General features: G+C 61.7%; 26 protein-coding genes. 20 read left to right on the top strand and 6 right to left on the bottom strand.

Annotated features, from left to right (window positions below; translation table 11 throughout):
- Positions 1-70 precede the first annotated feature (70 nt).
- The 3 genes from leuD to leuB all read left to right on the top strand — a co-directional run bounded on the left by leuD (position 71) and on the right by leuB (position 2,251).
- Complete coding sequence (leuD, locus tag ABIT12_RS10080; protein WP_348045497.1) at positions 71-676, top strand: 3-isopropylmalate dehydratase small subunit; 606 nt, start codon at positions 71-73, stop codon at positions 674-676.
- Positions 677-691: 15 nt separating this feature from the next.
- Complete coding sequence (locus ABIT12_RS10075; protein ID WP_348045495.1) at positions 692-1,081, top strand: RidA family protein; 390 nt, start codon at positions 692-694, stop codon at positions 1,079-1,081.
- A 72-nt stretch (positions 1,082-1,153) separates the two neighbouring features.
- Positions 1,154-2,251: a 3-isopropylmalate dehydrogenase gene (gene leuB, locus ABIT12_RS10070; RefSeq protein WP_348045493.1), complete on the top strand. Its 1,098-nt coding sequence runs from the start codon at positions 1,154-1,156 to the stop codon at positions 2,249-2,251.
- Positions 2,252-2,447: 196 nt separating this feature from the next.
- Here the strand turns inward: leuB and ABIT12_RS10065 are convergent, their stop codons facing one another.
- Entirely contained in the window at positions 2,448-3,458 is a 1,011-nt protein-coding gene (locus ABIT12_RS10065; protein WP_348045491.1) for an LLM class flavin-dependent oxidoreductase, read from the bottom strand.
- A 175-nt stretch (positions 3,459-3,633) separates the two neighbouring features.
- On the opposite strand from ABIT12_RS10065, the gene ABIT12_RS10060 reads away from it, so the two are divergent.
- Both ABIT12_RS10060 and ABIT12_RS10055 read left to right on the top strand, forming a co-directional pair.
- Positions 3,634-4,194, top strand: a complete 561-nt coding sequence (locus ABIT12_RS10060) for a fasciclin domain-containing protein (RefSeq protein WP_348045489.1) — start codon at positions 3,634-3,636, stop codon at positions 4,192-4,194.
- Between the two features lie 228 nt (positions 4,195-4,422).
- Positions 4,423-4,956: an acyloxyacyl hydrolase gene (locus ABIT12_RS10055; protein WP_348045487.1), complete on the top strand. Its 534-nt coding sequence runs from the start codon at positions 4,423-4,425 to the stop codon at positions 4,954-4,956.
- A gap of 8 nt (positions 4,957-4,964) precedes the next feature.
- Here ABIT12_RS10055 and ABIT12_RS10050 read toward each other — a convergent pair whose 3' ends face one another.
- Both ABIT12_RS10050 and ABIT12_RS10045 read right to left on the bottom strand, forming a co-directional pair.
- The gene (locus ABIT12_RS10050) at positions 4,965-6,143 is read right to left on the bottom strand and encodes an NAD(P)/FAD-dependent oxidoreductase (RefSeq protein ID WP_348045485.1); all 1,179 of its coding nucleotides are present in this window, start codon (positions 6,141-6,143) and stop codon (positions 4,965-4,967) included.
- Between the two features lie 35 nt (positions 6,144-6,178).
- The gene (locus ABIT12_RS10045) at positions 6,179-7,216 is read right to left on the bottom strand and encodes an outer membrane beta-barrel protein (protein ID WP_348045483.1); all 1,038 of its coding nucleotides are present in this window, start codon (positions 7,214-7,216) and stop codon (positions 6,179-6,181) included.
- A gap of 244 nt (positions 7,217-7,460) precedes the next feature.
- Here ABIT12_RS10045 and ABIT12_RS10040 point away from each other — a divergent pair, with 244 nt between their 5' ends.
- From ABIT12_RS10040 to ABIT12_RS10025, 4 genes are all read left to right on the top strand, one after another.
- Complete coding sequence (locus tag ABIT12_RS10040) at positions 7,461-7,796, top strand: hypothetical protein (RefSeq protein WP_348045482.1); 336 nt, start codon at positions 7,461-7,463, stop codon at positions 7,794-7,796.
- A 279-nt stretch (positions 7,797-8,075) separates the two neighbouring features.
- Positions 8,076-9,119, top strand: a complete 1,044-nt coding sequence (locus ABIT12_RS10035; protein WP_348045481.1) for an aspartate-semialdehyde dehydrogenase — start codon at positions 8,076-8,078, stop codon at positions 9,117-9,119.
- A gap of 78 nt (positions 9,120-9,197) precedes the next feature.
- Positions 9,198-10,082: an EamA family transporter gene (locus ABIT12_RS10030; protein ID WP_348045480.1), complete on the top strand. Its 885-nt coding sequence runs from the start codon at positions 9,198-9,200 to the stop codon at positions 10,080-10,082.
- On the top strand, positions 10,082-10,966 hold the full coding sequence (locus tag ABIT12_RS10025; RefSeq protein ID WP_348045478.1) for an EamA family transporter: 885 nt from the start codon (positions 10,082-10,084) through the stop codon (positions 10,964-10,966). Before ABIT12_RS10030 ends, ABIT12_RS10025 begins: the two co-directional genes overlap by 1 nt.
- Before the next feature lie 60 nt (positions 10,967-11,026).
- On the opposite strand, the gene ABIT12_RS10020 is transcribed toward ABIT12_RS10025, so the two are convergent.
- Positions 11,027-11,257: a hypothetical protein gene (locus tag ABIT12_RS10020; protein ID WP_348045476.1), complete on the bottom strand. Its 231-nt coding sequence runs from the start codon at positions 11,255-11,257 to the stop codon at positions 11,027-11,029.
- Positions 11,258-11,427: 170 nt separating this feature from the next.
- On the bottom strand, positions 11,428-12,069 hold the full coding sequence (locus tag ABIT12_RS10015) for a carbonic anhydrase (protein ID WP_348045474.1): 642 nt from the start codon (positions 12,067-12,069) through the stop codon (positions 11,428-11,430).
- A 71-nt stretch (positions 12,070-12,140) separates the two neighbouring features.
- On the opposite strand from ABIT12_RS10015, the gene ABIT12_RS10010 reads away from it, so the two are divergent.
- A complete protein-coding gene (locus ABIT12_RS10010) occupies positions 12,141-12,347 on the top strand; it encodes a DUF1737 domain-containing protein (protein ID WP_348045472.1) in 207 nt (68 codons plus the stop codon).
- A 145-nt stretch (positions 12,348-12,492) separates the two neighbouring features.
- Here the strand turns inward: ABIT12_RS10010 and ABIT12_RS10005 are convergent, their stop codons facing one another.
- Entirely contained in the window at positions 12,493-13,077 is a 585-nt protein-coding gene (locus tag ABIT12_RS10005; protein ID WP_348045470.1) for an NUDIX domain-containing protein, read from the bottom strand.
- 196 nt (positions 13,078-13,273) lie between these two features.
- Between ABIT12_RS10005 and sdhC the strand changes: the two genes are divergently transcribed.
- The 10 genes from sdhC to zapE all read left to right on the top strand — a co-directional run bounded on the left by sdhC (position 13,274) and on the right by zapE (position 20,351).
- Positions 13,274-13,660 carry a succinate dehydrogenase, cytochrome b556 subunit gene (sdhC, locus tag ABIT12_RS10000; protein WP_348045468.1) on the top strand — a complete coding sequence of 129 codons (387 nt, stop codon included), beginning with the start codon at positions 13,274-13,276 and terminating at the stop codon, positions 13,658-13,660.
- Positions 13,660-14,052, top strand: coding sequence for a succinate dehydrogenase, hydrophobic membrane anchor protein (gene sdhD / locus ABIT12_RS09995; RefSeq protein ID WP_348045466.1), 393 nt, complete (start codon positions 13,660-13,662; stop codon positions 14,050-14,052). The genes sdhC and sdhD overlap by 1 nt, the downstream gene beginning before the upstream one ends.
- A 5-nt stretch (positions 14,053-14,057) precedes the next feature.
- Positions 14,058-15,869: a succinate dehydrogenase flavoprotein subunit gene (sdhA, locus tag ABIT12_RS09990; RefSeq protein WP_348045461.1), complete on the top strand. Its 1,812-nt coding sequence runs from the start codon at positions 14,058-14,060 to the stop codon at positions 15,867-15,869.
- Positions 15,870-15,927: 58 nt separating this feature from the next.
- The gene (locus ABIT12_RS09985; RefSeq protein WP_348045459.1) at positions 15,928-16,284 is read left to right on the top strand and encodes a hypothetical protein; all 357 of its coding nucleotides are present in this window, start codon (positions 15,928-15,930) and stop codon (positions 16,282-16,284) included.
- Entirely contained in the window at positions 16,281-16,712 is a 432-nt protein-coding gene (locus tag ABIT12_RS09980; protein WP_348045457.1) for a DUF3052 domain-containing protein, read from the top strand. Before ABIT12_RS09985 ends, ABIT12_RS09980 begins: the two co-directional genes overlap by 4 nt.
- Positions 16,709-17,002 (top strand): hypothetical protein, encoded by a 294-nt coding sequence (locus ABIT12_RS09975; RefSeq protein ID WP_348045455.1) that lies wholly within the window; start codon positions 16,709-16,711, stop codon positions 17,000-17,002. Before ABIT12_RS09980 ends, ABIT12_RS09975 begins: the two co-directional genes overlap by 4 nt.
- A gap of 23 nt (positions 17,003-17,025) precedes the next feature.
- Positions 17,026-17,808 carry a succinate dehydrogenase iron-sulfur subunit gene (locus ABIT12_RS09970; RefSeq protein WP_348045453.1) on the top strand — a complete coding sequence of 261 codons (783 nt, stop codon included), beginning with the start codon at positions 17,026-17,028 and terminating at the stop codon, positions 17,806-17,808.
- A gap of 218 nt (positions 17,809-18,026) precedes the next feature.
- Positions 18,027-18,236 (top strand): hypothetical protein, encoded by a 210-nt coding sequence (locus tag ABIT12_RS09965; RefSeq protein WP_348045451.1) that lies wholly within the window; start codon positions 18,027-18,029, stop codon positions 18,234-18,236.
- A 182-nt stretch (positions 18,237-18,418) separates the two neighbouring features.
- On the top strand, positions 18,419-19,057 hold the full coding sequence (locus ABIT12_RS09960) for an AprI/Inh family metalloprotease inhibitor (RefSeq protein WP_348045449.1): 639 nt from the start codon (positions 18,419-18,421) through the stop codon (positions 19,055-19,057).
- 151 nt (positions 19,058-19,208) lie between these two features.
- Complete coding sequence (gene zapE, locus ABIT12_RS09955) at positions 19,209-20,351, top strand: cell division protein ZapE (RefSeq protein WP_348045447.1); 1,143 nt, start codon at positions 19,209-19,211, stop codon at positions 20,349-20,351.
- Positions 20,352-20,372: the final 21 nt, after the last annotated feature.

Raw genomic sequence — 20,372 nt, 5'->3', positions numbered from 1 at the left:
TTGGCCGATCCGGACTTGACCAAAAGCCTTGGTTTGCGCCATTACACGCGCCTACAGACAAGGATGCATCATGGACAAGTTCACGACATTGACCGGGGTCGCCGCGCCGCTGCCGATCATCAATATCGATACCGACATGATCATTCCCAAGCAGTACCTGAAAACCATCAAGCGGACCGGCCTCGGTTCGGCGCTGTTTTCGGAAATGCGCTACAATGAAGATGGCACCGAAAACCCCGATTTCGTGTTGAACAAGGCGGGCTATCGCAAAGCCAATATCATCGTGGCCGGCGATAATTTCGGCTGCGGTTCGAGCCGCGAGCATGCGCCATGGGCGCTGCTGGATTTCGGTATCCGCTGCGTGATCTCGACCAGCTTTGCCGACATTTTCTACAATAACTGCTTCAAGAACGGCATCCTGCCCCTGGTGGTGACGCCCGAACAGCTGGCCATGCTGCTCGACGATGCCGAGCGCGGCGCCAATGCTACCCTGACGGTCGACCTGGAAAGCCAGACCATCAAGGGGCCGGATGGCGGCACGCTGCATTTCGATATCGACCCGAGCCGCAAGCAGATCCTGCTTGAAGGGCTGGACGATATTGCCGGCACGCTGAAGTCGGACCCGTCGATTTCCTCGTTCGAAAACAAGATGTCCGAAAACCGCCCCTGGCTGTAAGCGAAAGCTCAAACAATGGTTCAACGCGTTTCCACCGGTTCGCCTTTCGAGGCGACCTTTGGCTATTCCCGCGCCGTGCGGCATGACGACACCGTCTATGTGTCGGGCACCACGGGCTATGATTATGCCACCATGACCATGCCCGACGATATCGGGCAGCAGGCGACCAATGCGCTGGCGACGATCGACAAGGCGCTCAAGGAAGCTGGTTCGTCGATAAAGGACACGGTGCGCGTGGTGTATTATGTCGGCGACCGCAATGACGTGAACGCGGTGGTTGCCGCGGTCGGTCCGGTGTTCAAGGACATTCGTCCGGCGGCATCGATGCTGATCGTGCAGATGATCGAGGCGGGCATGAAGATCGAGATCGAAGTCACCGCCCGGATCGGCGCGGCCAACAGCTAAGCCTCTGGTCTGGCACGGTCCAGCCCGCGCACCGAGATTGTGATGGGCATCAGCCCCAACCGCGAGTTTTGAATGTCCCACTCCCTATTTCTTCTCCCCGGCGATGGCATCGGCACCGAGATCATGGCCGAGGTGGTCAAGATCATCGACTGGACCAATGCCGAAGGGCTGACCGATTTCACCACCGATACCGGCCTTGCCGGTGGCGCGGCCTATGATGCCCATGGCGTGGCGATCACCGATGGTGATGTGGCCAAGGCGCTGGCGGCGGACGCGGTGCTGTTTGGTGCCGTGGGCGGGCCGAAGTGGGACAGCGTGCCCTATGAGCATCGTCCGGAAGCAGCGCTGTTGCGGTTGCGCAAGGAAATGGCGGTATTTGCCAATCTGCGGCCGGCGATCTGCTATCCGGCACTGGCTGATGCCTCCTCGCTGAAGCGCGAACTGGTCGAAGGCCTCGACATTTTGATCGTGCGTGAACTGACCGGCGGCGTGTATTTCGGCGAGCCCAAGACCATTACCGACCTGGGCAATGGGCAGAAGCGCGCGATCGATACCCAGGTTTACGAAACCTATGAAATCGACCGCATCGCCCGCGTGGCGTTCGATCTGGCGCGCACTCGCGGTTCGCGCGTGCATTCCGCCGACAAGAAGAACGTGATGAAGTCGGGCGTGCTGTGGGATGAAGTGGTCAAGGGCGTGGCCAAGGATTATCCCGATGTGAAGCTGGAGCACATCCTGGCTGACAATGCCGCGATGCAACTCGTGCGTACGCCCAAGCAGTTCGACGTGATGGTCACCGACAATCTGTTCGGCGATATCTTGAGCGACGTGGCGGCGATGCTGACCGGCTCGCTGGGCATGCTGCCATCGGCCTCGCTGGGCGCGCCCGATGCGGTGACCGGCAAGCGCAAGGCGTTCTACGAGCCGGTCCATGGTTCGGCGCCCGATATCATGGGCAAGGGGATTGCCAATCCGATCGCCATGATCGCCTCGTTTGCGATGGCGCTGCGCTATTCGTTCAACCAGATCGAACTGGCCGATCAGGTTGAAGCGGCGATTGCCGCGGTGCTTGATGATGGGTTGCGGACGGCGGACATTGCCCAGCCGAACATGAAGACGGTTGGTACCCTGGAGATGGGTACGGCGATTCTGGCGAAGCTGAAGGCTTAGGCGAAACCTTGCCTAACCACTAGATTACCTTCTCCCCTTGCGGGAGAAGGTGCCCGAAGGGCGGATGAGGGGTGTCTTGCTTTGAAGTGAGTGCATGCGGAGAGAACCCCTCACCCTGATTTTCTGCTGAACGCAGAAAATCGGTCCCTCTCCCGCAAGGGGAGAGGGTGGGCCCGGTGGGTGTGGCTCGGTCGTGCTAACCGCGTTTTTCTAAGCCAAATGCCTCGGCGATCAGCCGATAGCTGCGCTGGCGGTGCGCGTAGCTGTGCATGGTGGTGGTGATCATTACCTCATTGGCCCCGGTTTCCCTGACCTTGGCCATGATCTGGTCGCGCACCGTGTCCGGGCTGCCGATGATCCAGAGCGCGCTTTGCTGTGTGATGATATCGCGTTCGCGTTCCGAGTAGTCGTGCGCGGCGGCAGCTTCCGGGCTGACCAGTTTGCGGACCTGGCCGGAATGGAACAGCGCCCAGCTCAGCGCCTGCGACCCGGACAGGTAGAGCGCTTCCTCGTCGGTGGGGGCGCAGACCACCGAGACGCAGAGCAGCGCATGGGGCTTTTCGAAAATGTCGTTGGCGCGGAAGGCGTAGCGATAGGCTTCGAAGGCCGGGGCGGCGGGCGTGTGGCTGAAATGGGCGGCGAAGGCATAGCCGACGCCCAGCGAACCGGCGGCGCTGGCGCTCGCCCCTGAAGAACCGAGCAGCCAGATCGGTGGCAAGCGGACGCCGGAGGGCACGACATGGACGCGCGAGAACGGATGCTCGCTGCCGAAATCCTCGTTGTCCCAGGCGATCAGTTCGCCCAGCTGTTCGGAAAAATGTTCGCCGCCGAAACTGCGCAGCGCCTGGAGCGTGCGGCCATCGCTGCCGCCGGCACGGCCGATGCCCAGATCGATGCGGTCGGGATAAAGCCCGGCGAGGGTCCGGTAGGTTTCCACCACGCGCAGCGGCACGTGGTTGGGCAGCATGACGCCGCCGGAGCCGACATGGATGGTCCTGGTATTGGCGGCGGCGCTGGCGATCAGCACTTCGGGCGAGGATGAGGCGATCGAGGGCATGCCGTGATGTTCGGCATACCACAGGCGCTGGTAGCCCAGTGCGTCGCCAAGTCTGGCGAGTTCGACCGTCTGGCGGAACGCCTCCTCGGTGGAGGTGCCTTCGGAAACGGGGGCAAGGTCCTGCAGGGACAGCGGTATCAACTGGGTCATGGCACGCACATCGGTATGGGGAGAAGCATGTGCAATGCTCTATCGGCATTTTACGATGAAAGCGAGGCGGCAGAGTTAAAAAACTGAATCAACTCAATGGTGAAACTTTGGTGAAGCGGCGTCCGTAGCTTCTGCCGACTTCAACAAGCGTCACCCCAAAGGGAAAGACAAGACCATGCAATCCATCATCAAGGCCGTCGCACTTGCCGCTCTGCTCGCCACTGCCAGCACGGCAGCTTTCGCCGAAGCGTCGGTTCGCGTCGGCGGCGCGCCAATGTATGCGTCCAAGAACATCATCGAAAACGCCGTCAACTCCAAGGACCACACCACGCTGGTTGCGGCCGTCAAGGCCGCTGGCCTGGTTGACGCGCTGTCGGGTCCCGGCCCGTTCACCGTGTTCGCTCCGACCAATGCGGCGTTCGCTGCGCTGCCGGCCGGCACGGTCGACACCCTGCTGAAGCCTGAAAACAAGGGCATGCTGACCAAGATCCTGACCGCTCACGTCATCGCCGGCAAGTATTCGGACGCTGACCTGATCGCCAAGGCCAAGGAAACTGCCGACAAGGGTGGCTTTACCCTCAAGACCCTGTCGGGCGATCGCCTGCAGTTCACCATGAGCGGTGGCGTACTTTACGTGGTCGATGAAAGCGGCACCTCCAGCCGCATCACCGTCTCGGACGTCAACCAGTCCAATGGCGTGATCCACGTCGTGGAAAAGGTTCTCGTGCCCAAGTAGGCCCGGACTTTGGCAGCGATTGCGGGGTGAGCGTCAATCCGCAATCGCTGCCGATCAACTCTCCCCTCCCCGGACAAGGGCCCTGCCGCAAGGCGGGGCCTTCTGGTTTTTGCAGCAAGGATTTGTTCAGTACAATTTTAGGCAAATCTTGCGCTTTTTCCGCCATGCGCTGTCCTGAACATCTGGGATTATTCGGGGTGTGCGATGGGCCGGACGGGATTGCGGATAATGGCGGTGCTGGCGCTGCTGCTGGCCGGCGTGATGAGCGCGCAGGCGCAGTTCGATGTGCTGCCCGAAATCCGCGTCGGCGGCATGGCCCATGATGTGGGGACCGGCGCCGGTGGATTGTTCGATCCGGTACGGTTTCGCGACGTCAATGCGGAGCTGCTGTTTTCAATCCCGATGCTGGATGGTGGTCCGGTCGGCGCTATTCGTCCCCATATCGGTACGACGATGAATTTTGGCGGACAGGAAAGCCTGTTCTATGCCGGGCTGAGCTATACGGCGCAATTGCCGGTAGTGCCGCTGTTCGTGGAGGCCAGCGTCGGCGCTGCCGGGCACGCCGCGCTATTTGCCAGCACGACGCCAGCGGCGCGGTTTGGCTGTGCGGCCTTGGCGCGCGGTTCAGCCAGTGTCGGCCTCAATGTGATCCCGGGGGCATCGATCATTGCCACGGTCGAGCATTACACCGATTTCGGTGCCTGCGGCATGGCCAATACCGGCGAGACCAATGTTGGCCTCCGAGTGGGCTTCCGGTTCTAGACCGATACCTAAGCCACTTGCCCAGCGGCCCAGCCGGATGACCAGGCCCACTGGAAATTGTAGCCGCCGAGCCAGCCGGTGACATCGACGACTTCGCCGATGAAATAGAGGCCCGTCACGTCGCGCGCCTGCATGGTCTTGGCATCGAGATCGCGGGTGTCGATGCCGCCCAGGGTGACTTCGGCAGTGCGGTAGCCTTCCGAACCGACGGGCTTGAGCGTCCAGGACTTGAGATGGGCTTCGATCGTAGCGAGTTTCTTGTCGGAGAAATCCCCGATCATGCCTGGCATATCGATTTCATCGCCGAGCAATTGCGCCAGCTTCTTGGGCAACAGGTTGGCGATGACGGTTTGCACCTGCACCTTGGGCGTGGTGCGGCGCGCGTCCTTGAGCAGTTCGGCGACATTCTGATTGGGCAGCAGGTCGATGGCGATGCTGTCGCCCTCGCGCCAGAACGAGGAAATCTGCAGGATCGCCGGGCCGGAAAGGCCGCGATGGGTGAACAGCAGCGCTTCCTCGAACCGGGTCTTGCCGTGCGAAACCACCACGTCAGTGGCAATGCCGGCGAGCGGGGTCAGGCGCGCCAAAGCGCCTTCCTCGAAGGTCAGTGGTACCAGAGCCGGGCGGGTGTCGACCAGGCGCAGGCCGAACTGGGTGGCAAGCTGGTAGCCAAAGCTGGTGGCGCCCATCTTGGGGATGGATTTGCCGCCGGTGGCGACGATCAGGCTTTGCCCGGTGACGTGGCCGGTCGAGAGCACCAGCGAAAAACCGGCCTCGGTCCTGGCGACGTTTTCCACGGTGGTCGAGAGTTCCATACGCACGCCGGCCTGGCGCATTTCGGTGGTCAGCATGGAAATGATCTGCTGCGCATTGGTATCGCAGAACAGTTGACCGAGAACCTTTTCATGGAACGGGATGCCGTGACGGCGGACCATGGCGATGAAGTTTTCGGGCGTGTAGCGCGACAGGGCCGAGAGCGCAAAGCGCGGGTTTTGCGACAGAAAGCGATCGCCCCTGGTGTTCACATTGGTGAAATTGCAGCGGCCGCCGCCGGAAATGCGGATTTTTTCGCCGGGATACTTGGCGTGATCGAGCACCAGCACCGAGCGACCGCGTTTGCCCGCTTCGATGGCAGCCATCATGCCGGCCGCGCCAGCGCCGAGTACGATTACGTCATAGTGAGGCATCAAGAGTGGCCGATCTGAATAGAGCTTTGCTTGCTCTAGTCGAAGTGCCACACCGTGCCAATGGTAACCTTGGAGGTGGAGGGACCAGTGCCGCCGCCCAGACCGGGGGTGCCATCGAGGCGACCGAGCAGCAGGGCTTCGCCGCGCAGCGTGGTATTGCCCCAGAGCGCGTATTCGACACCGCCACCCAGTGCGTAGGCGGCGCGGCCTTCGACCAGGCCAATACCGGCTGCCGCATAGGGCATCAGGCCGGTCATCGGGACCACGCCAACGCGGGCCAGCGCCAGCACATCGGCGCCGACGTCGCCCGAGGTATCGAAGCTGGCATCGAGCTGGGCTTCGACGCCGGCGCGCATATAGTCATTGAGCGCATAATTGACGCCAGCCAGGGTGCCGATGGTGAAGCGGCTCAGATGCCAGCCATTGCCATAGTCGTTGAAGAAATTGAAATTCGGGTCGGTCAGGCCGCCGGCATTGAGCCCGGCATAGTAGCCGGCAAAATCGGTGGCTGGTGGCAGGGCATTCCATGGCGCGACCGCGCCATCGAGCTGCCAGGTGAGGCCGCCGGTGATGCGCAGGGCGGAAATCGCCGGCACGTTCTTGCCATTGGGTACGGGACCGATCTGGCCGATGCCGGCGATTTCGAGCCGTGCGGCCATTGTATCGGTGATGCGGGTTTCCCCGCCAAGGCCCGCTTCGAAGGCCGCCGACGTCGCCATGTAGCCGGCGCCGCCGAACAGGTAGATCAGCGTGGTGTCGCCGGCATAAAAGCCGATACGGGCCAGCGCCATGGCGCGCAGATAGCTCGAGGAAAAATCGGTGGCGACGGTCGCCTGCAGTTCGGCCCCGGCGACGATGCCGGGTGCGATCGGCTGGTTCCAGCCCACCATGCCGCCCACTTCGCCGCGGATTTCAGCGCCGACGGTATTGAAATTGTTCTTGCGCGCCGAGATCGGCCCAAACAGCACGCCGGCGTAAAGGCCGTCGTAGAAGCTGGGCGGGGTCAGGTCGGTGGTCAGCTGGGGGCTGAAATACAGCGTGTTGTCCTCGGCCGCCGCACCGGAAACAGCCATTGCCGTCGCCATTGCTGCAACAGATACGCATTTTACCAGTGAGTTCACGGCGCAGCCCCCAATTGCGCATATTTCGCCCCGCAATGGATCAACTTGCAAACACTTTCAGAATCGGGGCGCGGGATGGCGCGACGATTGTGGCAATTGTGCACCGAAAACCCGGGGCTTTTGGCGTGATGACATGGGGTTAACTTTGTGGCTTTATCGCCGCTTAACCATGGTTAGCCGGTTGGGGAACGCGACGATGAAATTTGCATTGGCCGGTCTGCTGTTGCTTGCGATTGCGCCGGTGAACGCGGCCGAGATTTCGCGCTGCCTGATTGCGGTGGATGGCGCGACCTATCTCGATGGCCCGTGCAATCTGGACCGTGAAGACGCATTCGATTTCAGCATCGGCACGGAAGGGGACGGGCAGAAGGCGTCGAAATATTTCGCCTATGTGCAGGGCGATGCGCAGGAGGTTGTCGGCTATTGGAACGGCATTGCCGCCGATAGTCACGCAGCCGATGCGCTGGGCCCGCTGCAGCGGAATGGCGATTGCTGGGAAAATGCGCGGGCGCAGATCTGCGCCACGCCCTAGGCGCCCCGCAAATTCATTGACTCTTTGCCATTTGGGCGTAAGAGAACCTCGCTTTTACAACCAAGCAGATCAATCGATGCGCAGCGCGTTCGACATCGCCAAGATGCTCACCACCGGGACCGATGTTCCGCGTGGCGCTGCTGCGTTCGCCGCCAAAACTACCAAAACCGCCTGACGCTTTTCCCCGGGTCGTCTCCCGACGGGGAGAGGCTGAACCCGGATGGGCCGCATGTGTGACATGCGCGGGGGCGAAAAATTGGTAAGGGACTGGAGTTCCAAATGGGTTATCGCGTCGCAGTCATCGGTGCCACGGGCAATGTGGGCCGGGAAGTTCTCAATATTCTGGCGGAACGCAAGTTTCCGGCGGACGAAGTCATTGCCCTGGCGTCCTCGCGCTCGACCGGCCGCGAGATCAGCTTTGGCGACAAGATCCTCAAGGCCAAGAACCTTGACGACTACGACTTCAAGGGCGTGGATTTTGCCATCATGTCGGCCGGCTCGACCATTTCCAAGGAATGGGCGCCAAAGCTGGGCGCGATGGGCATTATCGTGATCGATAATTCCAGCTTCTGGCGCTACCATTCGGATGTGCCGCTGGTGGTGCCGGAAGTGAATGCGCATGTGCTGGACGCCTTCATGGCCAATCCCAAGCGCACCAATATCATCGCCAATCCAAACTGCTCGACGGCCCAGCTGGTGGTGGCGCTGAAGCCCCTGCATGACTTTGCCAAGATCAAGCGCGTCGTCGTCTCGACCTACCAGTCGGTGTCCGGCGCCGGCAAGGAAGGCGTCGACGAACTGTGGAACCAGACCAAGGGCATTTTCGTCAATGACAGCCCGGGCACTGGCAACAAGTTCCCTAAGCAGATCGCCTTCAACGTCATTCCCCATATCGACGTCTTCATGGAAGACGGCTCGACCAAGGAAGAATGGAAGGTCATGGCGGAAACCAAGAAGATCCTCGATCCCAAGATCAAGGTGACCTGCACCGCCGTGCGCGTGCCGGTGTTCGTGGGCCATTCGGAAGCGGTCAATATCGAGTTCGAAAACCCGATTTCACCTGATGAAGCGCGCGATATCCTGCGCGATGCGCCGGGGATTGCGGTGATCGACAAGCGCGAGCCGGGTGGCTATGCGACCCCGGTTGAAGCGGTGGGCGAATACGACACCTTCGTGTCGCGCATCCGCGAGGATTCCACGATCGAAAACGGGCTCAACATCTGGGTGGTGTCGGACAATCTGCGCAAGGGCGCAGCGTTGAATGCCATCCAGATCGCCGAGACGCTGATCGAGCGCAAGCTGATGGTCAAGAAGGCGGCTTAGGCTTCCTGCCATCTGCCCTTCTCCCCTTACGGGAGAAGGTACGGCGTTTTTGGCTGCTTGCAGCCTGATGGAAAAATCATGTCCCTGCGCGATATCGGCCTGGCTTTGCTTGTCGTCATTGTCTGGGGTCTGAATTTTGTCGCCATCAAGTGGGCGCTGGTTGATGTTTCGCCGTATCTGTTGACGGCGTTGCGCTACCTCGGCTGTGTTATCCCCGCGATTTTCTTCATCAGGAAGCCGGCGGTCAGCTGGGCCCTGCTGGGGTTTTACGGGCTGACCGTGGGCGTGTTGCAGTTCAGCTTTCTGTTCACCGCGATCAAGCTGGGGATGCCGGCCGGGCTGGCCTCGCTGGTGATGCAGATGCAGGTGTTTTTCACCATGGGTCTGGCGGTGCTGTTCCTCAGGGAACGGCCGAGCTGGTTCCAGATCGGTGGGGCGCTGGTGGCTTTGGTCGGGCTTGCGGTGATCGGCGCCGATCACCTGGGTGGCGCGGTGCTGATGCCGCTGCTGCTGACGCTGGTGGCGGCGTTTTCGTGGAGTATTTCCAATATTGCCACCAAGCGGGCCGGCAAGGTGGATATGCTGGGCTTCGTGGTCTGGGGCAGTCTGATCCCGCCGATCCCGATGCTGATCCTGTCGCTGATTTTCGAGGGTCCGGGGGCGATTGCGGCGCTGGGGCAGATCAGTCCGCTCGCGATCGGCTCGGTCCTGTTCATCGCCTATGGCTCGACGTTGTTCGGCTATGGCAGCTGGGCGATCCTGTTTGGACGCTATCCGGCCAGCATGGTGGTGCCGTTTGCGCTGCTGGTGCCGATTTCGGGCTTTGCCGGCGGCATGATCTTTCTGGGTGAAACCGTCAGTGGGCTCGAAATCATCGGCAGCGTGCTGATCTTTGCCGGGCTGGTGGTCAATGTATTCGGGCCGCGCCTGCTGACCCGGTTTCGCCCAGTGGGAGCGCGCTGATGCCGGTTCGCCATGTGCTGCTGGCGCTGCTGGTGGTGGCGATCTGGGGCTTCAATTTCGTTGTCATCAAACTGAGCATCACCGCCTTGCCGCCGATTCTGTCGGCCGGGCTGCGGTTTGCCTGCGCGGCGATCCCGGCGGTGTTTTTCGTCAGGCCGCCGAAAGCCAAGTTCTGGCTGGTGGTGGGGTTCGGGCTGGCGCTGGGCGTGGCGCTTTATGTGTTTTTGAACCTGTCGCTGGCCTGGGGCATGCCGGCGGGGCTGAGTTCGCTGGTGCTGCAGACGCAGGCGTTTTTCACCATGGCACTGGCCTGGATATTGCTGGGTGAGCGGCCGAGCAAGTTTCAGGCAGGGGGTGCGGTCATCGCCTTTGCCGGCATTGCGGTGATCGCGTCGAGCCGGTTGGGCGGCGCGGCTTTGCTGCCGTTCGGGTTGACACTATTGGCAGCGTTGAGCTGGGGCGTGGCGAATGTGCTGACCAAGATGGCGGGCAAGGTCGATGCGGTGGCGTTTACGGTGTGGGGTGCGCTGGCCGCGCCGATCCCGTTGCTTGGATTGTCATTGCTGATCGAAGGGCCGCAGGTGGTGCAGGCGGCGCTGCTGGGGTTTGACTGGCGCGATGCGGCGCTGATCGCGTTTCTGGCCTATCCGGCAACGCTGTTGTGCGCCTCGATCTGGAGCTGGCTGTTGGGAAAACATCCGGCCAGTACGGTGGCGCCGTTTACGCTGCTGGTGCCGATCACCGGGCTGCTTTCGGGGCACTTTGTGCTGGGCGAAGCCATTGCGCCGATCGAAATAGCGGGAGGATTGCTGGTGATCGCCGGGCTGGTGGTGACGCTGTGGCGCGGCCGGGCCAAGGATATATCCCCGATCACCGGCGCATGAATTGGCATAGAAAAGGCCACCCCGGAGGTCCTGGGGTGGCCTTCTGCGCTGCTGGGCCGCTTACTGTGCGGTCAGCGTCGCATATTCTTCGGCTGACAGTTCGCCATTGGCGTCGGCATCGGCCTTGACGAACTGGTCCTGGGCCGCGTCAGGCCAGGCGGCCTGCACTTCGACAAGGCTCAAGCCGCCGCTGGCATCGGCATCGACCGATGCGAAATCGGTGGCAGCCTGAGCGAAGGCGGCCGTGGACAGGCCAAGCAGCACGAGGGACGAAAGGATGATCTTCTTCATGGGGTATAGCTCCATGTTAGCGAGAAAAGCGGTTCCGGGTTAGCCCGAGGCCGACGGGCCACTCTCGTGCGGCCCGTGGGACAATGGATAGCGGCGAAATGTGTTCCGCACGGGCCGCAAAAAGGGCCATTGGGGGAAACAATCAGGCCATTGCCGGGCAGGCGACAGGATCAAACTTCGGGGCGGATGAAATCGCCGCTGTCATTGTCCATGACCCACAGCTCGCCGGTCGAGATATCGAACCAGGCACCGTGTACCGCCAGTTTGCCGTCGGTTTCCATGTCCGCCACATAGGGGAAGGTGCGCAGATTGCCGATCGAGTTGCGGATCGAGATGCGCTCCAGCGCGGTCTGGCGCTCAGCGGCGGTCATCCAGCTATTGGTGGCGACCTGCGCTGAAACCGGGCCGAGCATGGCCATCCACTTGCCGATGAAATCGCCGGCGTCGAGCGGGGACGAATCGGGATCGAGCGCCGCCTTGATGCCACCGCAGCGGCCATGGCCCATGACCACTATGTTCTTGATGCCCAACGCCTTGACCGCGAATTCAATGGCGGCGGAGGTGCCGTGCTGGCCCGCATCGGGAGCGTAAAGCGGCACCAGATTGGCGACATTGCGCAACACGAACAATTCGCCCGGACCGGCATCGAAGATGGTTTCTGGGGCAGCGCGGCTGTCGCAACAGGCGATAATCATCGTCGTCGGGTTCTGGCCGTCCTTGGCCAGGCTTCGATAATGATTTTCCTCGCGGGCATAGAGCCCGGCCATGAAATTGGAGTAGCCAGCCAACAGATGTGATGGAAACCTGTGCATGCCTTTCGATTAGCGGTAAGAGCTGCCAAGATCAAGACGGACGCTATGCGGGCGTCACATTGGGGGTGTGCATGCTGATCTACAGGTTTCTGACCGGCGAGGACGACGCCGCCTTCTGCCATCGGGTGACCAAGGCGCTGTCCGAGGGCTGGCAGCTGCATGGCGGACCGACCTATGCCTATGACGGCCACAACAAAAAAATGAAGGCCGGGCAGGCGGTGACGCGGGTGGCGGCGGAACAGCCCTATGATCCGGACAAGAAACTGGTGGATTTCTAAGGTGGTACAAGTACCAGTCTGTACCTCCCCTTGACGGGGGAGGTTAGGAGGAGGGTGTTCGGAGCCACAATATCGGGGCTTCCCACCCCCACCCTTGATCCCTCCCCGCAAGGGGGAGGGTGCCGACTGAAACTTCCTTAGAAACTCATTTGAGTGCTTCAGGCCGGTTAAGCGCTGCCCAGTACAATAGCGCGATGGTTTTGGCGTCGACGATTTCGCCGGTTTTGATCATGGCGAGGGCCTGCTTGAGCGGCAGTTCCAGCACTTCAATGTCTTCGCCTTCGTCGTGCAGGCCACCGCCGGTGGTTTCGCGCTGGCCGGAGGTATAGTGGCCGATGAAATGGGAGAGTTTTTCGGTCACCGAGCCGGGGCTCATATAGGCGTCGAAGGCATGCTCGACCGCAGTGGGGCGGTAGCCGGTTTCTTCGAGTGCCTCGCGCATGATCGCCTCGACAGGCTGTTCGCCATCGAGCAGGCCGGCGCAGACTTCGATCAGCCAGGCCGGATCGCCACTGGCATAGACGGGATAGCGGAACTGGCGGGTCAGCGCGACCGTGCCGGTGGCCGGATCGAGCAGCAGCATGGCGGCGGCATGGCCACGATCGTAGCTTTCGCGACTCATGGTTTGCCAGGTGCCGTCGCGACGTTGCAGCGCGAAGGTCACCTTGTTCAGGGTCGCCCAATCATCGGAGAGGGTTTGGGTTTCCAGAATTCTGACGCGTTCGTCCATCTTGGCGCTCCACCGGCTTGCTGGTGGAGGTATGATCAAGATCGGGCGCAATTGCCAGTGCGTGTCATGCAGGCGTGCCACCCAAAGTATATGCAGCTGTGGCGGTTTGTGGCTTTGACTGATCGGCTTGCCGGGGCTAGAAGTCTCGAACCATTCCAAACTGTAGCGGCATAGTTCCGCGCCACAGCGAGGCCTTATGCCGGTTCATCCCCGCCCTCTGTCTCCCCATCTGCAAATCTATCGCTGGACCATCACGATGACGATGTCGATCGTGCATCGGGCCACTGGCATTGCCAATTATGTCGGCTCGGCGCTGCTGGTCTTGTGGCTGGCGGCGGCCGCTGCCGGGCCGGGTCCGCTCGATCTGGTCAATGGCATCTATGGCAGCTGGTTCGGCCAGCTGGTGCTGTTCGGCTATACCTGGAGCCTGTTTCACCACATGCTGGGTGGCCTGCGTCATTTCGTCTGGGATTTCATCCAGGGCATGGAGCCGGGGCAGCGCGAGGCGCTGGCCTGGGCCAATCTGGCCGGGTCAGTTGTCCTGACGCTTCTGGTGTGGACGGTTTTTGTGTGGGTGCATTGATGCGCGAACAGGTGATTACCAAAGACATCATTGCCAATCCCAAGACCCATTATGGCGACGCCAAAGCCTCGACCCGACATTTCATCACCCAACGGCTGACCGGCGCCATCAATGTGCTGTTCATCGGCCTGCTGGTGTTCATCGTGGTCAGGCTGGCCGGGCATGACCGGGCCGATGTGGTCGGGCTGGTCGGCAACTGGTACGTCGGCATTCCGTTGGCGGTGCTGCTTGCCATCGTCACCGTCCACATGCGCAACGGCATGCGCGATGTGCTGGAAGACTACGTTGCCGGGCGAGTCTATCGGCTCGCCATGATGCTCAACACGCTGTTCTGCATCGCCATCGCCGTTCTCGGCGTCGTCTCCATTCTCAAGCTCGTCTTCTGGGGTTAAGCCTGATGGCTCAATACGACATCATCGACCATGAATTCGACGTGGTGGTGGTCGGCGCCGGTGGCGCGGGCCTGCGCGCGACTTTGGGCATGGCCGAACAGGGTTTCAACACTGCCTGTATTACCAAGGTGTTCCCGACCCGCAGCCATACCGTAGCGGCGCAGGGCGGCATTGCCGCATCGCTGTCCAATATGGGGCCGGATTCGTGGCAGTGGCACATGTACGATACCGTCAAGGGGTCGGACTGGCTGGGCGATAATGACGCGATGGAATATCTGGCGCGCGAAGCGCCGGCCGCCATTTATGAACTGGAACATTACGGCGTGCCGTTCTCGCGCACCGAAGAGGGCAAGATCTACCAGCGCCCGTTTGGCGGCCACATGACCGAATTTGGCGATGGCCCCCCGGTGCAGCGCACCTGCGCCGCCGCCGACCGCACAGGACATGCGATTTTGCACACGCTCTACGGCCAGAGCCTGCGCAACAATGCGCAGTTCTTCATCGAGTATTTCGCGCTCGACCTGATCATGGGCGACGATGGCTCCTGCCAGGGCGTGATCGCCTGGAAGCTCGACGATGGCACCATCCACCGCTTCCGCGCCAAGACGACGGTTTTGGCCACCGGCGGCTATGGCCGTTCGTATTTCTCGGCGACTTCGGCCCATACCTGCACCGGCGACGGCAATGGCATGGTGGCCCGCGCCGGCCTGCCGCTGCAGGACATGGAATTCGTGCAGTTTCATCCGACAGGGATTTACGGCGCCGGGGTGTTGATCACCGAAGGGGCGCGCGGCGAAGGCGGCTATCTGACCAATTCGGAAGGCGAGCGCTTCATGGAGCGCTATGCACCCAATGCCAAGGATCTGGCATCGCGCGACGTCGTTTCGCGCTGCATGACGCTGGAAATCCGCGAGGGGCGTGGCGTCGGGCCGAAGAAGGACCATATCCATCTGCACCTCGATCACCTTGATCCAAAAGTGCTGCACGAACGCCTGCCGGGGATTACCGAAAGTGCCAAGATTTTTGCCGGTGTCGACCTGACCCGCGAGCCGATCCCGGTATTGCCGACAGTGCATTACAATATGGGTGGCATCCCGGCCAATTATCATGGCGAAGTGCTGAACCCGACCGAGGCCGAACCCGATCGCGTGGTGCCCGGCCTGATGGCGGTGGGCGAAGCGGCCTGCGCCTCGGTGCATGGCGCCAACCGGCTGGGCTCGAACTCGCTGACTGACCTTGTGGTGTTTGGCCGTGCCGCCGCCTTGCGCGCCGGGGCGACCATGGACCGCAACGCGCCGATCCCGGCGATCAATGCCAGCCAGGACGCCAGGATCATGGCGCGGTTTGACCGCTTGCGGAACGCCAATGGCTCCAAGCCGACCGCCGATATCCGCCACGCCATGCAGATTACCATGCAGGAAGACGCCGCCGTGTTCCGCACCGGGGAAACCCTGCAGTCGGGCGTCAAGCGAATGAGCGAGATTTACGCGCACCTGCCGGACGTCAAGGTTTCGGACCGCTCGCTGATCTGGAATTCTGACCTGGTCGAAACGCTGGAGCTAGAAAACCTGATGGCCAATGCGATGGTCACGGTGGTTTCGGCCGAAGCCCGGCATGAAAGCCGCGGCGCCCATGCGCGCGAGGATTTCCCCAGCCGCGACGACGTGGTGTGGCGCAAGCATTCGCTGAGCTGGATTAATACCGATACCGGCGCGGTGACGCTGGGCTATCGTCCGGTGCATGTCGATCCGCTGACCAAGTATGAAGATGGCGGCATCGATCTGAAGAAGATTGCGCCGAAGGCACGCGTTTACTGAGATGCGGGCAGGCGCGGGATTGGCACTGATGATCGGGATGGCAGGGATGGCTCCGGCCATGGCTGCGCCCGTGAGCGAGGCCGAAATCGCCCGTGGCATGCAGGGCTGCTGGACCTGGACCGATACGACGCTGGGCGCTTCAAGTCAGATGTGTCTTGATGGTGGACTGTCGGGCGCAGTGACTGTGCTCGATTGCAGCACCCACAACGACCTTACCGAATGCTCGTCCGCGGAGGGGCGCTACGCGTTCAAGGATGAAAAGTTGTGGCGCGATTTTGACGGGCTGCTGACCAATTGTGACGTGCAGCTCGAGCCGCGCAGACAGGTGGCGCTGCGCAATTGCGCCTGGGTCAATTCCACATCGGTGGCCGAGCCGATCGATGACCTGGTCTATCAAAGGGCCGTCGGGCAATGAGTGATCCGACCGGCTATTCTGGCACGCCACTGGCGCAGAAGTTGGGCCTGAAGGATGGGCAGAGGCTGCTGTTTGTGGATTTGCCGGTGGCGCAAGTGTCGCTGGCTTCGGCGCGGGAGTTTGCCGAGGTTTTGCGGATCGGCGCCGATCAGTTCGGTGCGGCGGGGCGCGGCTATGATGTGATCCATCTGTTCACGGCGGCGCGGGCGGTGCTTGAGGCGCTGGCGCAGCTGATGATGGATGCGATCACACGCGACGGGATGATCTGGATTTCCTGGCCGAAGCAGGCCAGCAAGGTGCTGACCGATATTACCGAGGATGTGATCCGCGCGGTGATTTTGCCGATCGGGCTGGTGGACGTCAAAGTGTGTGCCGTGGACGAGGTCTGGTCTGGCCTCAAGCTGGTGATCCGGAAGGAATTGCGATGAAAGCTATGGTTGTTGGATTGCTGCTGGCGGGGCTGGCCGTCACGGGTGGCTATGCGGCGCCGGTGACGGACACGCAGAAGGCCGAGTTCAAAAAAGTGTGCCTGTCGATCAGCCATGATGAAGCGCTGTGTGCCTGCAAGGTCGAGGCAGCGCCCAAGCTGATCGACGAGCGGATGATGGGCTATGTGATTGCCGGCATGAAGGGCGCAGGCAATGCGCCTGATGATGTGCAGCGCGAGTGGAACAACTACGTCGCCAAGTCCAACCAGATCTGCAAGCCGAATTACTAGATTTTACGCAAAAGGAACGCCGCATGGTTGAGCTGCTGCTCCCCAAGAATTCGCGCCCGCAAAAGGGCAAGACCTGGCCCAAGCCGGCCGGGGCGAAATCGCTGCGCGAATATCATATCTATCGCTACAATCCCGATACCGAGGACAATCCGCGCATCGACACCTATTTTGTCGATACCAGCGATTGCGGCCCGATGATTCTGGATGGCCTGCTATGGATCAAGAACAAGGTCGATCCCACCCTGACGCTGCGTCGCTCCTGCCGCGAGGGCATCTGCGGGTCGTGCTCGATGAACATCAACGGGCTCAACACCCTGGCCTGCACCAAGGGCATGGATGACTCGAGCGGGCCGATCAAGATCTACCCGCTGCCGCATATGCCGGTGGTGAAGGACCTGGTGCCGGACCTGTCCAATTTCTACGCCCAGCACCGCGCCATCGAGCCATGGCTGAAGACTACCTCGCCGACCCCGGCCAAGGAATGGACCCAGACGGTGCCGCAGCGCGCCAAGCTGGATGGTCTGTACGAGTGTATCCTGTGCGCCTGCTGCTCGACCTCGTGCCCGAGTTATTGGTGGAATGGCGAGAAGTATCTTGGTCCGGCGGCGCTGCTGCAGGCCTATCGCTGGCTGATCGATTCGCGCGACCAGACCCAGACCGAGCGGCTCGATGATCTGGAAGATCCGTTCAAGCTCTATCGCTGCCACACCATCATGAACTGCGCCAAGGTTTGCCCGAAGGGGCTGAACCCAGCCAAGGCGATTGCCGAGATCAAGAAGATGATGGTGGAACGCAAGGCGGCTTAGGTATCGTCGCGGATTCCGCGTACACCGGCCCGGCACCTCCCCCGCGACGGGGAGGTTGGGAGGGGGTGTTGAGAGCCTCGATATCTGGGCTTGCCCACCCCCACCCTTGATCCCTCCCCGCCAGGGGGAGGGTGTCGACTGAAATTTTGTGCCGCGCTTGAGCCAAAATCTCGGCGCATCGCGAGTGCCCATACAGAAATCGGCAAGAAGGTGCGCAAATGCTTGAAACCATCGCCCAGGTTGAGGACCCGTCCATGGTGCGGGTGTTGATTACGGCGCTCAAGGCGCATGGGTTTCATCCGGCGGAGACGGGGGATGGTGGCCTGCCGGGGTTGAACGGGTTGTTTGGCGACAAGGGCACGCCAGTGCTGGTGCCCGAAGAAGAGGCCGCCGACGCGCGCCTTCTGGCCGAGGATCTGTTGCGCTAGATGCTTGGCTAGTCGAACAATCCCGCGTCATTTGCGGTTTTGGCCGGAACTGTACCTAAAGCTGCCACATTACTGGTGGTGATGGCTTATGCAATTGTGGCAATTGATCCGGCACGAGGCTTTGGCTATAAGCCGGATGCGGATTTACCATTTATTAAGCCTTAGGGCACAGGAGCAGACCCATGACGGTTTGGACGCGCGGCGCATTTTCCGTTGCAGGTTTTGCGGCAACCGCAGTGTTGCTGGCCGGATGCGCAGGGTCGCAGCCACCGATCAACACTATTCGGGCACCCCAGCAATTGAGCCCGGTCGCCACATCGATCGTGGCGACTAATTCCTTGCCGGCAATTGGCGTGCAGGGGACACCGGCCCCGGGCCTGATGGGCCAGCCGATGTTGGGTGGCGTTGCTGCCAATCCGTCGATGAACGCCAGCGCCACCGGTACTTTGCCGACATTGGGCGCCAGCACCCAGGTGGCCGCAGCCAATACCAACAGCTCGTTCGTGTCGCTCGATCCGCTGGCCCAGCCGGCTGCCGGGGCCATCGGTACCGGGCCGGAAGGCGCGTGGACTGTATTGTCCGGCGCTACCCAGTGCCGTCTCAACCTGCCGCTGACCGCCAAGACCGGCACCACCAAGTACCGCGCGTCGGCGCCGGGCTGCGCCCTGCCGGGCCTGGCCACCGTTGCCTCCTGGCAGCAGGTTGGCAACCAGGTGCAGATCTTTGACGAGAACAACACCATGGTCGCGGCGGTCGCCAAAAACGGCGGCGGCTATATTGGGACGACCTCGGGCGGCCAAGGCATCTCCCTCATCCGCTAGGCTGATCTTCAGGTGATGCCGGCCTGTAAACGGCAGGTCTCTGTGCGCCGGTGCTCACGTACCCTAAGGTACGCTCCGCTCCGGTGCTCGACACCAGCCATTTTCGGCTCGGCCTGACCTGAAGCCCAACCCAGCGTAGCGCCCATCAAAGATGCTTGAATCCATTTCTGAAATTGAACCTGGTCCGGTTAGCGCGGCTTATGCGGCGCTGACGGCAAGCGGGGCTTTGGTGGCTGACCCGGCACAACTGGAGGCCGCGGGCCTGCTCGATGGCGTTGCTGCAGCACTGAGCGAGAGCCGCGGCGCTGGTGGATTTCTGACCAAGCTGTTCGAGCCCAAGGCGCCGGTGACGGGCGCCTACCTGTTCGGCGAGGTCGGACGCGGCAAGACCATGCTGATGGACCTGTTCTTTTCGGTGGTCGACGAGCCGAAAAAGCGCCGGGTGCATTTCCACGAGTTCATGGACGAAATTCACGCCGGCATCGCCAGCTTCCGCAAGAAGGCCAAAGCCAAGGGCGATGATGGCGATCCGATCGAGGCGGTGGTCAAGCCGATCCTCAAATCGGTGCGTCTGCTGTGCCTTGATGAATTCCATGTCCATGACATCACCAATGCCATGCTGCTGCAGCGGCTGTTCGAAAAGCTGTTCGCCAGGGGCGTGGTGCTGGTTGCGACCTCCAATGTGGCGCCCGACGGGCTCTACAAGGATGGGCTGAACCGGCATCTGTTTCTGCCCTTCATCGAGTTGCTGAAGCAGAACACCACCGTGGCGGCGCTGCCGGCGGCGCGGGATTACCGGCGCGAGAAATTTGCGGGGCAGGAGGTGTACTTCACCGGACCCGAGAAAAAGGCGCGGATGGACGGACTGTGGAGCCGGGTGACCGGCGGCGTCCCAGGCAGGCCAGCAACGGTGGAAAGCCTCGGGCGCGCGATCCCGGTGCCGCTGTCCGCGATGGGCGCCGCGCGGTTCGGTTTTGCCGATCTCTGCGAAAAACCACTGGGCGTGCGCGATTTTTTCCGGCTGGCGCATGCCTTCGACACCATGCTGATCGATGATATTCCGCAGTTCGACCGCACCCGCAGCGACGCTTCCAAGCGCTTCATCCTGCTGATCGACAATCTCTATGATCGCGGGGTGAAGCTGGGCGCCAGCTTTGCCGTGCCGATCGAGCAATTGGGGCACGATGACAAGACCGCGTTCGAGTTTCAGCGCACGGTGTCGCGGTTGATCGAAATGGGGTCCGACGACTATCTGGCGCAGCCGCTGCGGGACACGGCGCCGACGGGGGCTTGACCTGCGGGCATGGCCCCATGA

It is taken from the genome of Devosia sp. (assembly GCF_039927955.1).
Lineage (GTDB): Bacteria > Pseudomonadota > Alphaproteobacteria > Rhizobiales > Devosiaceae > Devosia.
The sequence above is the reverse complement of the archived record's forward strand: the minus strand, read 5'-3'. Positions and strand labels throughout refer to the sequence as shown.

Bases quoted from the DNA above. Each gene is read 5' to 3' on its own strand.
- leuD (WP_348045497.1), top strand. From the start codon at position 71: ATGGACAAGTTCACGACATTGACCGGGGTCGCCGCGCCGCTGCCGATC.
- ABIT12_RS10075 (WP_348045495.1), top strand. From the start codon at position 692: ATGGTTCAACGCGTTTCCACCGGTTCGCCTTTCGAGGCGACCTTTGGC.
- leuB (WP_348045493.1), top strand. From the start codon at position 1,154: ATGTCCCACTCCCTATTTCTTCTCCCCGGCGATGGCATCGGCACCGAG.
- ABIT12_RS10065 (WP_348045491.1), bottom strand. From the start codon at position 3,458: ATGACCCAGTTGATACCGCTGTCCCTGCAGGACCTTGCCCCCGTTTCC.
- ABIT12_RS10060 (WP_348045489.1), top strand. From the start codon at position 3,634: ATGCAATCCATCATCAAGGCCGTCGCACTTGCCGCTCTGCTCGCCACT.
- ABIT12_RS10055 (WP_348045487.1), top strand. From the start codon at position 4,423: ATGGCGGTGCTGGCGCTGCTGCTGGCCGGCGTGATGAGCGCGCAGGCG.
- ABIT12_RS10050 (WP_348045485.1), bottom strand. From the start codon at position 6,143: ATGCCTCACTATGACGTAATCGTACTCGGCGCTGGCGCGGCCGGCATG.
- ABIT12_RS10045 (WP_348045483.1), bottom strand. From the start codon at position 7,216: ATGGCTGTTTCCGGTGCGGCGGCCGAGGACAACACGCTGTATTTCAGC.
- ABIT12_RS10040 (WP_348045482.1), top strand. From the start codon at position 7,461: ATGAAATTTGCATTGGCCGGTCTGCTGTTGCTTGCGATTGCGCCGGTG.
- ABIT12_RS10035 (WP_348045481.1), top strand. From the start codon at position 8,076: ATGGGTTATCGCGTCGCAGTCATCGGTGCCACGGGCAATGTGGGCCGG.
- ABIT12_RS10030 (WP_348045480.1), top strand. From the start codon at position 9,198: ATGTCCCTGCGCGATATCGGCCTGGCTTTGCTTGTCGTCATTGTCTGG.
- ABIT12_RS10025 (WP_348045478.1), top strand. From the start codon at position 10,082: ATGCCGGTTCGCCATGTGCTGCTGGCGCTGCTGGTGGTGGCGATCTGG.
- ABIT12_RS10020 (WP_348045476.1), bottom strand. From the start codon at position 11,257: ATGAAGAAGATCATCCTTTCGTCCCTCGTGCTGCTTGGCCTGTCCACG.
- ABIT12_RS10015 (WP_348045474.1), bottom strand. From the start codon at position 12,069: ATGCACAGGTTTCCATCACATCTGTTGGCTGGCTACTCCAATTTCATG.
- ABIT12_RS10010 (WP_348045472.1), top strand. From the start codon at position 12,141: ATGCTGATCTACAGGTTTCTGACCGGCGAGGACGACGCCGCCTTCTGC.
- ABIT12_RS10005 (WP_348045470.1), bottom strand. From the start codon at position 13,077: ATGGACGAACGCGTCAGAATTCTGGAAACCCAAACCCTCTCCGATGAT.
- sdhC (WP_348045468.1), top strand. From the start codon at position 13,274: ATGCCGGTTCATCCCCGCCCTCTGTCTCCCCATCTGCAAATCTATCGC.
- sdhD (WP_348045466.1), top strand. From the start codon at position 13,660: ATGCGCGAACAGGTGATTACCAAAGACATCATTGCCAATCCCAAGACC.
- sdhA (WP_348045461.1), top strand. From the start codon at position 14,058: ATGGCTCAATACGACATCATCGACCATGAATTCGACGTGGTGGTGGTC.
- ABIT12_RS09985 (WP_348045459.1), top strand. From the start codon at position 15,928: ATGGCTGCGCCCGTGAGCGAGGCCGAAATCGCCCGTGGCATGCAGGGC.
- ABIT12_RS09980 (WP_348045457.1), top strand. From the start codon at position 16,281: ATGAGTGATCCGACCGGCTATTCTGGCACGCCACTGGCGCAGAAGTTG.
- ABIT12_RS09975 (WP_348045455.1), top strand. From the start codon at position 16,709: ATGAAAGCTATGGTTGTTGGATTGCTGCTGGCGGGGCTGGCCGTCACG.
- ABIT12_RS09970 (WP_348045453.1), top strand. From the start codon at position 17,026: ATGGTTGAGCTGCTGCTCCCCAAGAATTCGCGCCCGCAAAAGGGCAAG.
- ABIT12_RS09965 (WP_348045451.1), top strand. From the start codon at position 18,027: ATGCTTGAAACCATCGCCCAGGTTGAGGACCCGTCCATGGTGCGGGTG.
- ABIT12_RS09960 (WP_348045449.1), top strand. From the start codon at position 18,419: ATGACGGTTTGGACGCGCGGCGCATTTTCCGTTGCAGGTTTTGCGGCA.
- zapE (WP_348045447.1), top strand. From the start codon at position 19,209: ATGCTTGAATCCATTTCTGAAATTGAACCTGGTCCGGTTAGCGCGGCT.